This is a genomic window from Streptomyces sp. NPDC051133 (assembly GCF_040682635.1).
Taxonomy (GTDB): domain Bacteria; phylum Actinomycetota; class Actinomycetes; order Streptomycetales; family Streptomycetaceae; genus Streptomyces.
The window spans coordinates 44076-61550 of record NZ_JBFBBK010000052.1 but is presented as its reverse complement, the minus strand read 5'-3'; the positions used below and the strand labels follow the sequence as shown (position 1 = coordinate 61550).

At 73.0% G+C, this 17475-nt stretch carries 13 protein-coding genes; 10 read left to right on the top strand and 3 right to left on the bottom strand.

Annotated features, from left to right (window positions below; genetic code table 11):
• From AB0N17_RS36535 to AB0N17_RS36495, 9 genes are all read left to right on the top strand, one after another.
• Positions 1 to 1103 (top strand): ABC transporter permease (locus AB0N17_RS36535; RefSeq protein WP_366015937.1); only part of this gene is annotated, 1103 nt, incomplete at its 5' end.
• Positions 1100 to 2098, top strand: a complete 999-nt coding sequence (locus tag AB0N17_RS36530; RefSeq protein WP_366015936.1) for an ABC transporter permease — start codon at positions 1100 to 1102, stop codon at positions 2096 to 2098. The genes AB0N17_RS36535 and AB0N17_RS36530, both read left to right, overlap by 4 nt.
• Positions 2095 to 3687: an ABC transporter ATP-binding protein gene (locus tag AB0N17_RS36525; protein ID WP_366015935.1), complete on the top strand. Its 1593-nt coding sequence runs from the start codon at positions 2095 to 2097 to the stop codon at positions 3685 to 3687. The genes AB0N17_RS36530 and AB0N17_RS36525 overlap by 4 nt, the downstream gene beginning before the upstream one ends.
• A gap of 201 nt (positions 3688 to 3888) precedes the next feature.
• Positions 3889 to 5595: a DUF3492 domain-containing protein gene (locus AB0N17_RS36520; RefSeq protein WP_366015934.1), complete on the top strand. Its 1707-nt coding sequence runs from the start codon at positions 3889 to 3891 to the stop codon at positions 5593 to 5595.
• Entirely contained in the window at positions 5595 to 6995 is a 1401-nt protein-coding gene (locus AB0N17_RS36515; RefSeq protein WP_366015932.1) for a hypothetical protein, read from the top strand. Before AB0N17_RS36520 ends, AB0N17_RS36515 begins: the two co-directional genes overlap by 1 nt.
• A 169-nt stretch (positions 6996 to 7164) precedes the next feature.
• The gene (locus tag AB0N17_RS36510; RefSeq protein WP_366015931.1) at positions 7165 to 8121 is read left to right on the top strand and encodes an NAD-dependent epimerase/dehydratase family protein; all 957 of its coding nucleotides are present in this window, start codon (positions 7165 to 7167) and stop codon (positions 8119 to 8121) included.
• Complete coding sequence (locus tag AB0N17_RS36505) at positions 8109 to 8858, top strand: spherulation-specific family 4 protein (RefSeq protein WP_366015930.1); 750 nt, start codon at positions 8109 to 8111, stop codon at positions 8856 to 8858. Before AB0N17_RS36510 ends, AB0N17_RS36505 begins: the two co-directional genes overlap by 13 nt.
• A 63-nt stretch (positions 8859 to 8921) precedes the next feature.
• On the top strand, positions 8922 to 10100 hold the full coding sequence (gene moeZ, locus AB0N17_RS36500) for an adenylyltransferase/sulfurtransferase MoeZ (protein ID WP_366015929.1): 1179 nt from the start codon (positions 8922 to 8924) through the stop codon (positions 10098 to 10100).
• 118 nt (positions 10101 to 10218) lie between these two features.
• The gene (locus AB0N17_RS36495; protein WP_366015928.1) at positions 10219 to 10653 is read left to right on the top strand and encodes a VOC family protein; all 435 of its coding nucleotides are present in this window, start codon (positions 10219 to 10221) and stop codon (positions 10651 to 10653) included.
• Positions 10654 to 10725: 72 nt separating this feature from the next.
• Here the strand turns inward: AB0N17_RS36495 and AB0N17_RS36490 are convergent, their stop codons facing one another.
• The 3 genes from AB0N17_RS36490 to AB0N17_RS36480 form a co-directional block, all read right to left on the bottom strand.
• On the bottom strand, positions 10726 to 12267 hold the full coding sequence (locus AB0N17_RS36490) for an alpha/beta hydrolase (RefSeq protein ID WP_366015927.1): 1542 nt from the start codon (positions 12265 to 12267) through the stop codon (positions 10726 to 10728).
• Between the two features lie 132 nt (positions 12268 to 12399).
• On the bottom strand, positions 12400 to 13947 hold the full coding sequence (locus AB0N17_RS36485) for an alpha/beta hydrolase (RefSeq protein ID WP_366015926.1): 1548 nt from the start codon (positions 13945 to 13947) through the stop codon (positions 12400 to 12402).
• An 87-nt stretch (positions 13948 to 14034) separates the two neighbouring features.
• Positions 14035 to 16887, bottom strand: a complete 2853-nt coding sequence (locus AB0N17_RS36480; RefSeq protein ID WP_366015925.1) for a lysylphosphatidylglycerol synthase domain-containing protein — start codon at positions 16885 to 16887, stop codon at positions 14035 to 14037.
• A 186-nt stretch (positions 16888 to 17073) separates the two neighbouring features.
• Here AB0N17_RS36480 and AB0N17_RS36475 point away from each other — a divergent pair, with 186 nt between their 5' ends.
• A complete protein-coding gene (locus AB0N17_RS36475; protein WP_366015924.1) occupies positions 17074 to 17460 on the top strand; it encodes an MGMT family protein in 387 nt (128 codons plus the stop codon).
• The last annotated feature ends 15 nt before the right edge of the window (positions 17461 to 17475 follow it).

Below are 17475 nucleotides of genomic sequence, written 5' to 3'. Positions count from 1 at the left end.
GTGCCCCGAGGTGCACGGCCTGCCGGAACCGCAGTTCCAGGGCAAGCGGTGCCGGCACCTCCGCCCCGGCCGTCTCGGGGGCCCGTCAGTTCTGGCGGCGGCTGCGGGGGCAGCGCGCCGCCCTGGTCGCCGCGGCCGTCGTCGCGCTGCTCGTCCTGGTCGCGCTCGCCGCGCCGCTGCTCACCGCCCTGGAGGGCCAGGACCCCACCACGTACCACCCGTCGCTGATCGACTCCGCGCGCGGCGGCGTGCCCATCGGCTCCTTCGGCGGCATGAGCGCCGACCACTGGCTCGGCGTCGAACCGCAGACCGGCCGCGACATGTTCGCCCGGCTCGTGTACGGCGCCCGGGTGTCGCTCGGCGTCGCGCTGGCGGCCACGCTGGTGCAGGTGATCGTCGGCATCGTCATGGGCGTGGCGGCCGGCCTCGGCAACCGCTGGGTCGACCTGGTCCTGAGCCGGATCACCGACATCTTCCTCTCGGTGCCGCTGATGATCATGGCGCTCGCACTGCTCGCCGTCGTCCCGGACAGCTTCCCGCGCCCCGTGCTCGTCGCGCTCGTCATCGCCCTGGTCTCCGGCTGGAGCACGACCGCGAAGATGGTGCGCGCCCAGACCCTCACCCTCAGGAACCTCGACTACGTCGCCGCGGCCCGGCTCAGCGGCTGGAACACCTGGCGGATCGCCGTGCGCGAACTCCTCCCGGGACTCGCCGCGCCGGTCATCACGTACGCGGCGCTGCTGATCCCCTCCGACATCAGCGCCGAGGCGGCACTGTCCTTCCTCGGTGTCGGCGTGAAGCCGCCGACACCCTCCTGGGGACAGATGCTGACCAGCGCCGACGTCTGGTACCAGGCGGCCCCGCAGTACCTGCTGCTGCCCGCCGGCGCCCTGTTCGTGACCGTCTTCGCGATGACCGTCCTCGGCGACGGCGTCCGCGTCGCCCTCGACCCGCGCGCCGCCTCCCGGCTGCGCATCGGCACCGGCCGCAAGCGCGAGGCCCGCGCGGAGCACCGGGCGGGAACGGAGCACCGGGCCGAGACCGAGCGCCGGGCCGAGACGGACCGGGCCGCGACCGGCGCACGGAAGGAGGGCCGGGCGTGAACGGCCTCACCGGCTTCGTCCTGCGCCGCCTCGCCGGCGCCGTGGTCACCCTCTTCGCCCTCTCGGTGATCATCTACGTCGTCTTCTACGTCACTCCCGGCAACGTCGCCCAGATCACCTGCGGTCCGCGCTGCTCCCCGGCCCAGGTCCACCAGGTGGCCCAGCAACTGCACCTCGGCGACCCGCTGTACGTGCGCTACTGGCACTTCCTGCAGGGCCTCCTCGTGGGCCAGGACTTCTCCACCGGCACGTCCGTCGAGCACTGCTCGGCGCCCTGCCTCGGCCAGTCGTACCAGACCGGCCAGCAGGTCACCGACATCATCCTGGCCAAGCTGCCGGTGAGCTTCTCGCTGGTGCTCGGCGCGATGGTGATCTGGCTGCTGCTCGGCGTCGGCACCGGCGTGCTGTCCGCGTGGCGGCGCGGCCGGTTCAGCGAGCGCGTCCTGACCGCGGTCACCCTGGCGGGCGTCGCCACCCCCGTCTTCGTCATCGGCCTGGTGCTGATGATCGTCGTCTGCGGCGAGCTGCAGCTGCTGCCCTTCCCGGAGTACGTGAAGTTCACCGACGACCCCGAACAGTGGGCCTGGAACCTGCTCCTGCCCTGGCTCTCCCTCGCCCTCGTCGAGTCGGCGAACTTCGCCCGGCTGACCCGGGCGTCGATGCTGGAGACGCTCGCCGAGGACCACATCCGTACGTTCCGCGCGTACGGCGTCGGCGAACGCGCGGTGATCGCCCGGCACGCCCTGCGCGGCGCGACGGCGTCCGTCATCGCGCTGAACGCCGTCACCTTCGGCTCGGCCGTCGGCGGCGCCGTCCTCACCGAGACCCTCTTCGGGCTGCCCGGCATCGGCCAGGAGCTGGTGCACGCGGTGAAGGTCGTCGACCTGCCGGTGGTCGTCGGCATGGTCCTGGTCACCGGATTCTTCGTGGTCCTCGCCAACACCCTCGCGGACATGCTGTACGCGGTGGCCGACCGACGGGTGGTGCTCGTATGAGCCTGGTGGAAGTGACGGACCTGACCGTCGAGTTCGGTGCGCTGCGGGCCGTGGACGGGCTGTCCTTCACGCTGGCGAAGGGCGCCGCCCTGGCCCTCGTCGGCGAGTCCGGCTCCGGCAAGTCCACGGTCGCGGGCGCCCTGCTGGGCCTGCACCGGGGCACCGGGGCGCGGGTCGGCGGCGCGGTCCGTGTGGCCGGCACCGACGTCCAGGACGCCTCCGACGAGGAACTGCGGCGGCTGCGCGGCGCCAAGGCCGCCATGGTCTTCCAGGACCCGCTGTCCTCCCTCGACCCGTACTACGCGATCGGCGACCAGATCGCCGAGGTGTACCGCGTGCACACGCGCGTGTCGCGCCGCGCCGCACGCGCGCGTGCCGTCGACGTGCTGGAACGGGTGGGCATCGCGGACGCGGCGCGGCGATCGCGGTCCCGCCCGCACGAGTTCAGCGGCGGCATGCGCCAGCGCGCGCTCATCGCCATGGCCCTCGCCTGTGAGCCGGACCTGCTGATCGCCGACGAGCCGACGACCGCCCTCGACGTCACCGTCCAGGCCCAGATCCTCGACCTGCTGCACACGCTGCGCGAGGAGACCGGCATGGGCCTGCTGCTCGTCACCCACGACGTGGGCGTGGCCGCCGAGAGCGTGGACGACATCCTCGTCATGCGGCACGGCAGGGCCGTCGAACGGGGCCCGGTCGGCACGGTCCTCACCACGCCCGCCGAGACGTACACCCGTGAACTCCTCGACGCCGTCCCGCGCGTGGACGCCCGCCGCACCGGCTCGCAGGCCTCCGACGAGGTCGTGCTGGCGGCCGGCGGGGTGCGGCGCGAGTTCGGGCGCGGCAGGCGGACGTTCGCGGCCGTGGACGACGTCTCGCTGGCCGTGCACCGCGGGGAGACCCTCGGCGTGGTCGGGGAGAGCGGCAGCGGCAAGACCACGCTCGGCCGCATGCTCGTCGGGCTGCTGCGGCCGACCGCGGGCGAGATCCGCTACGAGGGGCGCCCGCACAGCGGCGTGAACCCGGCCGTCCAGATGGTCTTCCAGGACCCCGTCTCCTCCCTCAACCCCCGCCGCAGCGTCGGCGAGTCCATCGCCGACCCGCTCCGCGCGCGGGGAGAGCGCGACGAGGAGCGCATCCGGGAGCGCGTGACGGAGCTGCTGGAGCGCGTGGGGCTCGAAAGGGCGCACTACGACCGCTACCCGCACGAGTTCAGCGGCGGCCAGCGCCAGCGCATCGGCATCGCCCGGGCTCTCGCCGCCGAGCCGCGCGTCATCGTCTGCGACGAGCCCGTCTCCGCGCTCGACGTCACCACACAGGCCCAGGTGGTCGCCCTGCTCGGCGAACTCCAGCGGGAACTCGGCCTCGCGCTGGTCTTCATCGCGCACGACCTCGCCGTCGTGCGCCAGGTCAGCGACCGGGTCGCGGTGATGAGCAAGGGACGGCTCGTGGAGTACGGGCCGGCGGACGAGGTGTACGACAGCCCGCGCGAGGCGTACACCCGGCAGCTCCTGGCCGCCGTACCGGCGCTCGACCCGGAAGTGGCGGCCCGGCGGCGCGCCGCCCGGCGGGAGCCGGCCGTGGCGTAACGTTTCGTGCACACACGATGACTGTCTGAACCCTTAGCGTGGCGGAACGCGACCCGCACGCGAAAGTTACGACCGTTCACCCCTTTTGGTGGCGCGATGGACAACCGTCCGTCGCGCCACCGCCTTGTGCGCTTACGTTCGTCCCGCTGCGAGCCGCCGGGACCACGGCGGCTCCCCAGACGGGAGATCGGGGGTGCACACGTGCGCATCGGACTGCTGACGGAGGGTGGCTACCCGTACGTGGGCGGTGACGCCGGACTCTGGTGCGACCGGCTCGTGCGCGGGCTCGAGCAGCACGAGTTCGACGTCTACGCGCTCAGCCGCAGTCGGCGCCAGGAGGACGAGGGCCGGGTCCCCCTTCCGCCGCAGGTCGGCCAGGTGCGCACCGCACCGCTGTGGACGGCCGACGACGACGGGGTCGTGCACGGGCGGCGCGCGCGCCGGTGCTTCACCGAGCACTACGGGGAACTGGTCGCCGCGCTCTGCGCCGGGGCCGGACCCGACACCGGGACCGACGCGGGGCCCACGGACATGGCGGACCGTTTCGGCAGCGCGCTGTACGGACTCGCCGAACTCGCCCGCGACGAGGGCGGCCTGGTCGGCGCCCTGCGCTCCGACGCCGCCGTACGCACCCTGGAACGCGCCTGCCGCGCCCCCGGCGCGCTGCGCACGGCGCGCGAGGCGCGTGTGCCCGATCTGCTCACCGTCACCGCACACCTCGAACGGGCCCTGCGCCCCCTCTCCCTCGACTGGTACGGCGACGACGGGCTCGGCGCCGCCGACCTCTGCCACGCCACCGCCGGCGGCCCCGCCGCCCTCCTGGGACTGCTCGCCCGGCACTTCTGCGACGTACCGCTGCTGGTCACCGAGTACGGCGTACAGCTCCGCTCGCACTACCTGACCCTGGGCCCCGACGCCGCCGCCCCCGCCGTCCGCGCGTTGCTCGCCGCCTTCCACGGCCGGCTCGCCGCCGAGGTGTACCGCGGGGCCGCGATCCTCACCCCGGGCAACGCCCACGCCCGCCGCTGGCAGGAACGGTGCGGCGCCGACCGGGCCCGGATCCGCACGGTGTACCCGGGCATGGCCGCCGGCCGCTTCACCGAGGTCGGCGAGTCGCCCGACCGCTCCGACCCGGACACGCTGGTCTGGGTCGGCCGGGTCGAACCCGCCAAGGACCTCGTCTCCCTCCTCCACGCCTTCGCCGAGGTCCGCAAGGAGGAGCCCAAGGCGCTGCTGCGGATCGTCGGCGCCCCCGCCGGCCCCGAGGGCGCGGCCTACCTCGGACACTGCCGCGCGCTCGCCGCGCAGCTCTTCCCGGACGAGGCGGAGGGTGTGCACGCCGTCGGCGACAACCCGGTCTCCTTCGAGGAGATCGGCGGCCCGGAGGCCCCCGCGCTGCCCGACGCCTACGCCGCCGGAGCGGTCGTCGTCCTCTCCAGCGTGGTGGAGGGCTTCCCCATCAGCCTCGTCGAGGCCATGTTCTGCGGCCGGGCCACGGTGTCCACGGACGTCGGCGCGGTCGTGGAGGTCATCGGCGGCACGGGGCTCGTCGTACCGCCGCGCAACCCGCGGGCGCTCGCGGAGGCGTGCGTGGCGCTGCTGCGCGACCCCGAGCGCCGTGAACGCCTCGGAGCCGCCGCGCGCGCCCGGGCGCTCGAACTGTTCACCGTGGAGCAGAACATCGCGGCATTCCACGGCATCTACCTGGAGATCGTGTCGCACTGTCCGGTGCGGCGCGTGGTCCTCGACGAGACCGGCGAGCCGCTGCCCTTCGCGGCCCCCGCCGAGTCCCACGTCCCCGGCAGCTGGACGGGCCCCACGGCCCGCGTCATGCCCCGCGGCGCCCCCGGCTGGGCCACGACCGCACCGGTCCGTGCGACGCCGCTGGTGACGGCGGAGGGGGCGTGATGGCGGAGCCGAAGAGAGGTGCGGACGAGGATGCCGTCCTCGCCGAGGGCGTGCCGGCCGGCGGGGTGGATGCCCCGGACGCCGGCGTGGGCGACCTGAACGGCCCGGCGTCCCGCGTTGGCCCGGCGGGCGGCGGATCGAGCGGGCGCGACCGGCCCGGGAGGCCCGGCGGCGCCGATCCGTGGGACGCGCGCGCGGCGGTGTCCGGACCCGCGCTCCCGGGCGCCCGCCGGGACCCGGGACCGGCCGCCGCGGGCGTCGTGACGGACCCCGCGCCGGACCGGAAGCCCGCCGCACCCCGGCGGGGCGCCGTCGACCCGGTGAAAGCCCTGCTGCACCGGCACCGAGAGCTGTGCGAGCGGGCCGTGGACCCGCTGGAGATCGCCGCCGGGCTGGAGGCGCACGGGGTCACCGACCGGACCGCCGCCCGCTTCCGGCACCGTGACGTCTTCTCGCTCGCGGAGGAGCTGTACGCGCGCGTGCCGCGCGGCGGTGAGCCGTGCCCCCGGCCCGCGGCCGCGCCGGAGCCCGGAATCCGCGCCGACTGGGTCCTGCTCACGCTGCTGCCCGGCGCCCTCGCCGCCGCCACCGTGGCCGGACTCCGCCTGACCCACGGGCAACCCCGCCTGCTGACGGCCCTCGGCGGCCTCCTCGCCGTAGCCCTCGCCACGCGCGCGGCCCTGCGACGCGGCCCCCTCGCCGACCCGAGCGGCACGCGCGCGTGGCACGCGGCGAGCGGCACGCGCGCGTGGACGCTCTGGCTGCTCGGATACTCCCTCTTCGGCGACGGCCTGCTGCAGGCCGTGCCGGCGGCCGGCCCCGACGCACTGCCGACCGGCACCCCGGACGGCTCCTGGCCCACGGCCACCGCGCCCGCCCTGGCCCTCGTCCTGGCCTGCGCCCCGGCGGCCTGGTGCGCCCACCTGCTCACCGCCGGCGCCCGCCGCAGACTCGCCGGCAGCCGGGGCCTGGAGGACTTCACGGCCGCCGCGAAACCGCTGCTGTTCGGCACGTTCGCCCTGTTCCTCGGCGCGCTCACCGCACTGCTCCTGCTGTGCGGCACCGTCCTGCACGAACCGGCGGCCTACCCGCAGGCCCTCACCCTGGGCGCACTGCTCCTGCTCGCCCGGCTGCTCGCCGTGCACCACCACCGGCGCGCCCCCGCCCTCACCCTCGGCGCCGCGGCGGCCACGGAGGCCGTGGCCCTCGCGCTGCCCCTGGCCGGCCGGCTGCCCGGCTGCGCCGTCCTCGGCACTCCCGTCGAGACCCTCGTGAACGCCTGGGGCGAGGCCGCCGTTCCGGCCCTGGCCTGCGGTGCCGCGGCCCTGGCCCTGCTGCTGCACGCCGGCCGCACGCTCACCCGGGCCTCGGCCCACGCGCCCACGACAACACCCGAGTGACCCTTCGGGCGCCGGCCCGACCCATCGCCGTAGGCAACCGCACCACCCCTGTTGAAGGAGAAGACCAGATGACCACCTCCCGAGCCGGAGCGCCCGGAGCCACCGGAGCCGCCGCCGGAGCCTTCGCCCAGGCCGGTTCCACCGGCGCGCACACCCCGGGAGCCGCGCGATGAGGGTCCTGCTGATCGGAGCCAACGGTTACCTCGGCCGCTTCGTCGCCGACCGCCTGCTCGCCGACCCGGCCGTCCAGCTCACCGCGCTCGGCCGCGGCGACGACGCCGACGTCCGCTTCGACCTCGCCAGCGGCAGCCCGGGCGCGCTCACCCGCTTCCTCGACGCGGTCCACCCCGGAGTCGTCGTCAACTGCGCGGGCGCCACCCGCGGCGGCGCCCGCGAACTCACCCGGCACAACACCGTCGCCGTCGCCACCGTCTGCGAGGCCCTGCGCCGCAGCGGCTGCGGAGCCCGGCTGGTGCAGATCGGGTGCAGCGCCGAGTACGGCCCGAGCCAGCCCGGCTCCTCCACCGCCGAGGACGCCGTACCGCGCCCCGGCGGCCCGTACGGCGTCAGCAAGCTCGCCGCGACCGAACTGGTCCTCGGCTCCGGCCTGGACGCCGTCGTGCTGCGCGTCTTCTCGCCCGCCGGCCCCGGCACCCCGGCCGGCTCCCCGCTCGGCCGGCTCGCCGAGGCCATGCGCCGCGCCATGCAGTCGGGCGACGGCGAGCTCAAGCTCGGCGGGCTCGGCGTCCAGCGCGACTTCGTCGACGTACGCGACGTCGCCCGCGCCGTGCACGCCGCCTCGCTCTCCGCCGCCCAGGGCGTCATCAACATCGGCTCCGGCCGCGCCGTCCGCCTCCGCGACGCCGCCGCCGTCCTCGCGCGCGTGGCCGGCTACGGGGGCGCCCTGCACGAACTCGACGCCCCGCCCGGCCCGCTGCGCACCATCGGCCACCCCCGCGGCGACTCCGACCACGCGGCGCCGGTGGCGTACCCGTACCCGGACGGCTGCGGCAGCTGGCAGCAGGCGGATGTGCGCACCGCACGCGACCGGCTCGGCTGGCGGCCCCGCATCAACCTCGAGGAATCCCTCGCCGACATCTGGATGGAGGCGGCATGCCGCATCTGACGAGCACCACCGCGGGCACCACGAGTACCGGCGTCCGCACCGCGCTCGGCATCCCCGGCTTCGCCCACCCGCTCGTCGCGCCCGCCCAGTGGGCCGAACTCGCCCGCCCCGGCACCCCGCTGGACTGGGTGGTCCTCGACGTGGCCGCGGGACCGGGCACCCGCCCCGACCCGCACTGTCTGGAGGCCGCGGGCCGGCTGCGGAACGCGGGCGTCCGCGTACTCGGCCACCTCGACCTCACGCACGGCACCCGGGGTTTCGCCGACCTCCTCGTCGACGCGCACCGCCATCTCGACTGGTACCGCGTCGACGGTTTCCTGCTGGACCGCTGCCCCGCCGGGCGCACCGCGCTCCCGGAGGTCCGCCGCGCGATCACCGCACTCCGGGCGATAGGTGACACGGCCCACATCGTCCTCGGGCACGGCACCCACCCGCACCCGGGCTACGCCGAGAACGCCGACCAGCTGGTGACCTTCTCCGGCCCCTGGTCCGACTACCGCTTCTCACAGGCCGCCGAGTGGACCGCCGACTATCCGCCCGACCGCTTCTGCCACTTCGTGCACGGAGTGCCCCGGGGCCACCTGGAGGAGGCGCTGCGGATCGCGCGCTGGCAGGGGGCGGCGACGATCTACTTCACGGACCACACCGACGGGGGCGGCCGCCTGGACCCCTGGGAGACGATGCCCGGCTACTGGGACGACATCGTCTCGCGTATCGGACCGGGTGTCTCGGAATGAAGAAGGCCGTGGCAGTGTTACGAGGAGAACAACTGTAGTGATCGACCGACCAACGGAGTCCCCGTGTCGCTGCCACCCCTGGTTGAGCCGGCTGCTGAGCTCACCGTAGACGAGGTCCGCAGGTACTCCCGCCACCTGATCATCCCCGATGTGGGCATGGACGGGCAGAAGCGGCTGAAGAACGCCAAGGTGCTCTGTGTGGGCGCCGGCGGCCTGGGCTCGCCGGCGCTGATGTACCTGGCCGCCGCGGGCGTGGGCACCCTCGGCATCGTGGAGTTCGACGAGGTCGACGAGTCGAACCTGCAGCGCCAGATCATCCACAGCCAGTCCGACATCGGCCGTTCGAAGGCCGAGTCCGCCCGTGACACCGTCAAGGGCATCAACCCGTACGTGAACGTGATCCTTCACGAGGAGCGGCTCGAGGCCGACAACGTGATGGACATCTTCAGCCAGTACGACCTGATCATCGACGGTACGGACAACTTCGCGACCCGCTACCTGGTCAACGACGCGTGCGTGCTGCTGAACAAGCCGTACGTGTGGGGTTCGATCTACCGCTTCGACGGCCAGGCGTCGGTCTTCTGGTCCGAGCACGGCCCCTGCTACCGCTGCCTCTACCCGGAGCCCCCGCCGCCCGGCATGGTCCCCTCCTGCGCCGAGGGCGGCGTCCTGGGCGTGCTGTGCGCGTCCATCGGCTCCATCCAGGTCAACGAGGCGATCAAGCTCCTCGCGGGCATCGGTGAGCCGCTGGTCGGCCGCCTGATGATCTACGACGCCCTGGAGATGACGTACCGCCAGGTCAAGGTCCGCAAGGACCCCGGCTGCGCGGTCTGCGGCGAGAACCCGACCGTCACCGAGCTCATCGACTACGAGGCCTTCTGCGGCGTCGTCTCCGAGGAGGCCCAGGAGGCCGCCGCCGGTTCGACGATCACGCCGAAGCAGCTCAAGGAGTGGATCGACGACGGCGAGAACATCGAGATCATCGACGTCCGCGAGCCGAACGAGTACGAGATCGTCTCCATCCCGGGCGCCAAGCTGATCCCGAAGAACGAGTTCCTCATGGGCACCGCCCTGGAGGCGATGCCGCAGGACAAGAAGATCGTCCTGCATTGCAAGACGGGTGTCCGCAGTGCGGAAGTCCTGGCCGTCCTGAAGTCCGCCGGCTTCGCCGACGCCGTCCACGTGGGCGGCGGCGTGATCGGCTGGGTCAACCAGATCGAACCGCAGAAGCCGGTCTATTAAGCCGGTCTGCTGGTCACCGTTCCCGCCGGTCCGCGGGAGAGCGGAAGCCCACGGCACTGATCACCTCAGCTGCCGTGGGCTTCTTCACGGGCCGATCTCCCGCCGCTATGGTCGTCCGATGCCGACGATCAAGCAGTTCCAAGTCACCTTCGACTGCGCGGAACCCGAGCGCGTCGCTCGCTTCTGGTGCGAGGTGCTGGGGTACGTCGCACCGACGCCGCCGGAGGGCTTCGCCACCTGGGACGACTTCAACCGCACCCTGCCCGCTGAGGAGCGGGGTGCGTGGTTCGCATGCAGTGACCCCTCGGGCGTGGGCCCGCGACTGTTCTTCCAGCGCGTTCCCGAAGGCAAGGTCGTCAAGAACCGGGTGCATCTCGACGTGCGGGCCGGCACCGGACTCGTGGGCGAGGAGCGCCTGGCCACGCTCGAAGCCGAATGCGCACGACTGGTCGCGCTCGGCGCGGAACGCGTGCGGCTGCTGCCCGCCGATGACGAGAACGAGTCGTGCATCCTGATGCGGGACATCGAGGGCAACGAGTTCTGCCTCGACTGAGTCATGGGCGTTCACGCCCGCAGAGCCGTCCGCGGTGCCTTGGCCGCCTCGTGACGCCGTGGGCCTGTGGCGTCATGAGCAGACCTTGCCGTCCTTCGGCACTCTGCCGTCGAGCAGGTAGGCGTCGACCGTCGAGTCGACGCAGTCGCTGCCGTTGCCGTACGCGCCGTGGCCCTCGCCCTTCCAGGTGAGTTCGACACCGACACCCTTGCCCAGCTCGTCGGCCATCCTGCGCGCGCCCTCGTACGGGGTCGCGGGGTCGCCGGTGTTGCCGACCAGCAGGATCGGTGCGGAGCCGGGTGCGCTGACCTGCGGGTCGTCGAACTGACCCGGCACCGGCCAGTCGTGGCACCAGCCGGCCGTGTCCCAGCCCAGGTAGTCGCCGAACACCGGTGAGATCCGCTCGAACTCCGCCAGCCGCTTCTTCGTCTCGGCGAGCGTCGGCCGCTCCTTGTCGTCCAGGCACGAGATGACCCGCTGGGAGTGGGACAACGTGCCGTAGTGACCGGCGGAGTCCCGTTCGTTGTAGTCGTCGGCGAGTGCCAGCAGTTCGGAACCGTCGCCCTTCTCGGCGGAGTTGAGGGCACTGGTGAGCCGGGGCCAGCTGGACTCGCTGTACAGCGGCAGGACGATCCCGGTGACCGCGAGTGTCTGGGTCAGCTTCCGCCCGGACGAGGTGGGCAGGGGATTCGCGTCCATCCGCTTCAGCAGGGCCGCGATCCTCCGCGAGCCCTGTGCGGAGTCCTGGCCGGTGGACTTCAGATAGTCGTCCAGCGCCCGTTGGAAGCCGCGGGTCTGGTTCTCGGCATGGCCCACCGTGTCCGCGGTCGGGTCGACCACCGCGTCGAGGATCATGCGGCCCACCCGCCGGGGGAACAGATGGGCGTAGACGCCGCCGAGTTCGGTGCCGTAGGAGATGCCGAAGTAGTGCATCCGCGTGTCACCGAGGACCTGGCGCATCAGGTCCATGTCGCGCGCGGTGTCGGTGGTGGAGGCATGGGCGAGCAGCGGACCGGCGGCCTTCCGGCAGCCCTTGCCGAAGTCGGCGGCGTCCTGGAAGTAGGCCTTCGCCTCGGCCGGCGTGTCCGGGGTGGCGTCCACGTCCTCGGCGGCCTCGATCTCCCGGTCGCTGCGGCAGCGGACGCCCTCGCTCGCACCGACCCCGCGCGGGTCCCAGCTCACCAGGTCGTACCGCTCGTGCAGCCGGGAGACGGTGGCCGCGTAGTACGGCATCATCGACACGCCCGAGCCGCCGGGACCGCCGAAGTCGAACAGCAGCGAGCCGATGCGGTCGCCGCCGGTGGCCCGCGCGCGGATCAGCGCGAGGCCGATCGTCCTGCCGCCCGGCTCGGACCAGTCCAGCGGCACCTTCAGCGTCGCGCACCGCCAGTCGCCGCTCGGAGCCGCGGAGCCCCTGGCCGCCGTGCAGCGGTGCCAGTCCAGGCGCTGCGCGGTGAGGGAGGCGGGCAGCTTCGGCGACGACGGGGAAGCCGAAGAGGGAGCCGCCCTCTTCCCCTTGCCCCCGCTCCCGTCTCCGCCGGACGAGCCACCGCCGCAGCCGGCCACCAGCAGCGCCGCGGCCACGGCGGCCGTCCAGCGCAGGAACCGCATCATGCGTACCCCCCTCACAGGCCCGCCGCGTCGGTGCCGCGCCGGGCGTTCACGCCATGGTAGGCACAGCGCGTCGATCGCGTGGCGGCCTGTGGATAACCTTCTGACCTGCGGATTTGCCGAGGCGTCGTGGTGTCAGGAACAGACCGTGCCGGCCTTCGGCTGCTTACCGTCCAGCAGGTAGCCGTTCACCACCCTCTGCACGCACCGGTTCTTGCTGTCGTACGCGCCGTGCCCCTGCCCCTTGTACGTCAGCTCGACGGCGACGCCCTTGCCGAGCGCGTCCACCATCTTCTTCGCCCCCTCGTACGGGGTGGCCGGATCGCCGGTGTTGCCGACGACGAGGATGGGCGCCGAACCCGGCGCGCTGACGTCGGGATGGTCGGCCGCGCCCGGCACGGCCCAGTCGGTGCAGCTGACCATGCCCCAGGCCAGGTAGTCCCCGAACAGCGGGGAGGCGGCCCGGAACTCGGGCAGCTTCTGCTGAACGTAGTCCGCGGTGTACCGCGGCTTCTCGTCGGCGCAGTTGATGGCGATGTTGGCGGCGGTGAGGTTGCTGTACTCGCCGTCCTCGTTGCGGCCGTTCATCGAGTCGGACAGCATCATGAGGATCTTGCCGTCGCCGTCGTACGCCTGCTCCAGGCCCTCGGTGAGGTACTCCCAGAAGTCCTTGGAGTACAGGGACTGCGCGATGCCGTTGGTCGCGGCGGTCTGGGTGAGCTGGCGCGGGAAGATGCCGGGGATCGGCTTCTTCTCCAGGTCGCCCAGCAGCTTCGCGATGCGGTTCTTGACGTCCTGCGGGGTGTCCCCGATCGGGCACGGTGTCTTCTTCGACGTGCAGTCCTCGGCGAAGTTGTCCAGCGCGAGCTGGAAGCCCCTGGCCTGGCCGAGCGCGCCCTGCTCGGGGTCCTGTGTGGGGTCGACGACGGCGTCGAGCACGGCCCGGCCGACGTTCTTGGGGAACAGGTGGGCGTAGACGCCGCCGAGCTCGGTGCCGTAGGAGATGCCGAAGTAGTGCAGTTTGGCGTCGCCGAGGGCCTGGCGCATCAGGTCCATGTCGCGGGCCGCGTCCGTGGTGCGCACCTGCGGCAGGATCTTCTTGGAGTTCTTCTCGCAGGCCGCGTTGAACTGCTTGGTGCGGTTCAGCAGTTGGGTGCGTTCGGCGCTGTCGTCGGGAGTCGCGTCCTGCTGGAAGTAGTCGTCCAGCTGACCGTCGCTCTCGCACTCCACCGGCGCGCTGCTGCCGACCCCGCGCGGGTCGAAGCTGACCAGGTCGTAGCGGGTGCGCAGGGCGGCGTAGTCGTCGCCGAACGCGGGCAGCGTGGTGACGCCGCTGCCGCCGGGGCCGCCGAAGTTGAACACGAGCGAGCCGATCCGCTTGCTCGCGGGGCCGCTGGCCTTGGCGCGGATCAGGGCGATGCCGATCGTGTCGCCCTTCGGCCTGCTCCAGTCCAGGGGCGCCTGCATGGTGGCGCACTGCCACTGGGTGCCGCTCGGCAGCGGGGACGGGGCGCTGCCGCCGCCCTCCGCCTCGGACGGCGCCGGGCAGTCCTGCCAGTCCAGCTTCTGCGCCGTGAGGTCCCCGCTCTTGGTGCCGTCGTCGCCGCATCCTGCCAGCAGGGCGGAGACCAGCACGGCTGCGGTGGTCAGGGCGGCAGTGCGCAGCCGGATCGGGTTCGCCATGGTCCCATCCTGGGGGCGCATTCGCCGCTGCGCGCGCCGGGCGCGGGCCGTACGAGGTACGACCGGGGCGCCCACGCGCGCGTGGTCCTACAGGGCTCCCTTGCGGGTGAGCTGGTTGAAGGCCAGCCAGCCCGGCAGCACGGGAAGCCACAGGGTCAGCAGCCGGAACAGCAGCACGGCCGGAGCGGCGACCTCCTTGGGCAGGCCGAAGGCGATCAGGCCGAGCGTCAGGCTCGCCTCCACCGCGCCCACGCCGCCCGGGGTCGGTGCCGCGGAGCCGAGAGCGTTGCCGGCGAGGAAGACGACGGCGACGCTGGCGATGCTCAGCGAGGTCGAGCCGTCGCCGAACGCGCGCACAGAGGCGTCCAGGCACATCACGAAGCAGGCCGTCAGCAGCAGCATGCCGCCGATGCCGGTGACGAGCTTCTGCGGCCGCTGCAGCACGTCGAGCATGCGCGGGACGACACCGGCGAACAGCGACCGCACGCGCGTGACGACGAATTTCCGCATGAACGGCACGGAGGTCACCACCAGCACCAGCACCGCCACGGTCAGCAGACCGGCGATGACCGTCCGGGACGGCGACAGCGACGGGGTCTTCTCGGTGCCGGTCAGATAGCCGAAGGACAGCAGCATCAGAATGTGGCAGCCGAGTCCGAACAGCTGCGACGCCCCGACGCTCGCCACCGCGAGCCCCGCACGCACACCGGCGCGCTGCAGAAAGCGCGTGTTGAGGGCGACACCGCCGACCGCGGCGGGCGCCACGATCTTCACGAACGACCCGGCGACCTGGGCCGCCACCGTCCTCAGGAACGGCACCCGCTCCGGCACGAATCCCAGCAGTGCCATCGCCGCGGCGACATAGCTGAGCGCGGAGAACGCCACCGCGGCGACCACCCAGCCCCACTGGGCCTGGGAGAACAGCGTGCCGAACTCGATGTGGGTGAGCTGCGTCAGCAGGTAGTACGCGCCGATCGCGCCCGCGATGAAGCTGATGAGCGTGCGCGGCCGCACCCGCTCCAGCCGGGCCGGCTCCACGGGGGCCTGCGGCCTGATCAGCAGCACCTCGTGCCGGATCTGGCTGAGCAGGTCCTCCTCGCGGGCCTCGTCGAGGGCTTCGTCGATGGCCCGCCGCTCCGCGCGCTGCTCGGCGCGGACCGTCTTCTTGTCGGGCTTGTCGACGGCGGCCCCGCTCGTCTCGGACTCCTCCTCCAGGCGCGCCTGCTTGGCCTGCCGGGACGCCTCCAGGACGGCTTCGCGTTCGCGCTGGGCGCGCTCCCGGGCCAGCCGGCGCAGCGTCGCGCGCGTGGAGCGCGTCAGCGCGATCGGCTGCAGCATCGGCAGACAGTCGGCGACCGCGTCGGGGCCGAGCACGCCGACCGCCGACACCACCGCCCGCTCGGCACCCACCCGCAGACCGAGCGTGGTGACCAGCTGCGCCACGTCCATGCGCAGGAGCAGATCACCGGCCGCGATCTCGCCGCCGCGCAGCTCGGTGAGGATCACCCTGCCGGAACGATCCACCAGGATGGCGTCCCCGGCGAGCCTGCGGTGGGCGATGCGGCGCGACTGCAGCGCCTGCACCTGCTGCCATGTGTGGCGCAGCAGTTCGTCGGTGATCTCGTCGTCGGCCAGCGAGTCCAGCGTGCGTCCGCCGGTGTGCTCGTAGACGAGCATCACGGCGTCGGGACCCAGCTCGGAGGTGGCGATCAGCTTCGGCGCGTTGGCGCCCGCCGCGATCGCCGCGTACGCCAGCAGTGCCTCCTGCTCCAGCGCCTGGCGCAGTGACTGGAGGCTGGAGCGGGTGGCGAAGCCGCGCAGGGTCAGATTGCGCCACGCACGGTAGAAGAAGCCCTGGGCCTGCTGTTCCCGGTCGACGACCGTGACGTCCAGCGGCGGGCCGTCCTCCAGGGTGACGAAGTAGCGGCGGCCGCGGTCGCCGCTCTCCGTCTCGACGACCTCCTCGCGGGCCGCGCTGACGGGGCGGAAGCCGACGTGTCTCAGGCCCGCCATCAGGGTCTGCCCGGTCGGGCGGACGTTCGGCGAGCCGACCGCGTACAGGGTGCCGTAGGCGATGGTCCAGCCGATCAGCACCGTCAGGATGATCGAGAAGGGTGTCGTGTAGCCGGTGACCAGCATCGAGAACGCGTCGAGCAGCAGCACGATCCACAGCACCGCGCGCCACCGGGGTCTGCGGGACATGCCGACGGCCGTCATGTACGCGATCACGGGCGCCAGATAGCCGTGCACCGGGTCGGTGAGCGCGTGGATGTCGCCGGGCGACGGCTGGGTGAGCGCCTCCTGGATCGAGCCGGGGGCGGCCCGGGCGACCCACAAATCCGTGGCGAGGGTCACTCCGTGGGCGAGGACGGCCGCGAGGACGCCGTCGGCGATCCGCAGCCCGTCCCGTTTGATCAGCCGTTCGATGGCGAAGGCGACCGGCACGAGGAGGATCGCGATGCTGGACGCCAGGCCCGCGATCTTGATGAGCAGGTCGGGGGCCTGACCGGTGCCCTTGTTGATGTCCTGTTCGAGGCCTGAGGTGGTGCCGTGCGCGAACGCGGCGATCGCCAGCAGGACGATGATCGCGAGGACGCCCACCAGGAGCCGCATGAGATCGGAGGGGCGGTGCACGCGCGCGGGGAGCAGCGGTTCGTCGCCCTCCACCTCGTCGGCGTGGGGATCGTCACCCGGGTGGTGGCCGGAGGGCGTGCTCTCGGAAATGTGCGCCCCCTCGGTCTCGTCGCTGTCGTTCTCACGCGCGCGGGAGACGTCGTCCGTACCCGGACCGGTGTCTTCCGCCGCGGCGCCGTCCCCGCGTGGACCGGTGTCCTCCCGGTGCGCGTCGCGGCCGCTCTGGCCCGCCGGGGAGGCGCCGGGGCGTGCGGCGGCGTCAGGGGTGCCCGCCGCGTCGTCGGGGTGCACGCCCTGCTGCTTCATGGTCTCTTCTTGGTCTCGTATCACCAGTCACCGCCCGCACGATGGTGGCATGCCCCACCGGCACACGCGGCCATCAGGGTGTGAATGCGCGGGCGCACAGTCTGCCGGAAGCACCGCCCGGGTGCGAGAGGAGCGTTCCTCGCAGCGCACGCCGCGTTGTCGGCGGGGTGCGGCAGGATGGGGTGAATGAGCGAGCGGAGCCGTGCCGAGAACACCCGTGAGGAGCGCGCGGACGCACTGCCGGAGTATGCCGAGCGGGTCCTCGAGACCGCCGAGAGCATTCCGCCGGGGCGGGTCATGACGTACGGCGATGTCGCCGAGTGGCTCGAGGAGGGCGGACCGCGCCAGGTCGGCAGGGTGATGGCCCTGTACGGAGGCGCGGTCCCGTGGTGGCGTGTCGTCCGCGCGGACGGGGCCCTGCTGCCCGGGCACGAGCTGCGTGCGCTCGCCCACTACCGCGCGGAGGGCACACCGCTGAAGGAGGCGGGCAGGAGCGCCGAGGGCCACCTGCCACGGCTCGACATGCGGCGGGCCCGCTGGGACGGCGGGGCGGACGCGAGGGGTCACACCTGACAGCTTCCGCCATCG

Coding starts and splice junctions, on each gene's coding strand:
- AB0N17_RS36525 (WP_366015935.1), top strand. CDS start 2,095: ATGAGCCTGGTGGAAGTGACGGACCTGACCGTCGAGTTCGGTGCGCTG.
- AB0N17_RS36515 (WP_366015932.1), top strand. CDS start 5,595: ATGGCGGAGCCGAAGAGAGGTGCGGACGAGGATGCCGTCCTCGCCGAG.
- AB0N17_RS36510 (WP_366015931.1), top strand. CDS start 7,165: ATGAGGGTCCTGCTGATCGGAGCCAACGGTTACCTCGGCCGCTTCGTC.
- AB0N17_RS36505 (WP_366015930.1), top strand. CDS start 8,109: ATGCCGCATCTGACGAGCACCACCGCGGGCACCACGAGTACCGGCGTC.
- AB0N17_RS36495 (WP_366015928.1), top strand. CDS start 10,219: ATGCCGACGATCAAGCAGTTCCAAGTCACCTTCGACTGCGCGGAACCC.
- AB0N17_RS36490 (WP_366015927.1), bottom strand. CDS start 12,267: ATGATGCGGTTCCTGCGCTGGACGGCCGCCGTGGCCGCGGCGCTGCTG.
- AB0N17_RS36485 (WP_366015926.1), bottom strand. CDS start 13,947: ATGGCGAACCCGATCCGGCTGCGCACTGCCGCCCTGACCACCGCAGCC.
- AB0N17_RS36480 (WP_366015925.1), bottom strand. CDS start 16,887: ATGAAGCAGCAGGGCGTGCACCCCGACGACGCGGCGGGCACCCCTGAC.
- AB0N17_RS36475 (WP_366015924.1), top strand. CDS start 17,074: ATGAGCGAGCGGAGCCGTGCCGAGAACACCCGTGAGGAGCGCGCGGAC.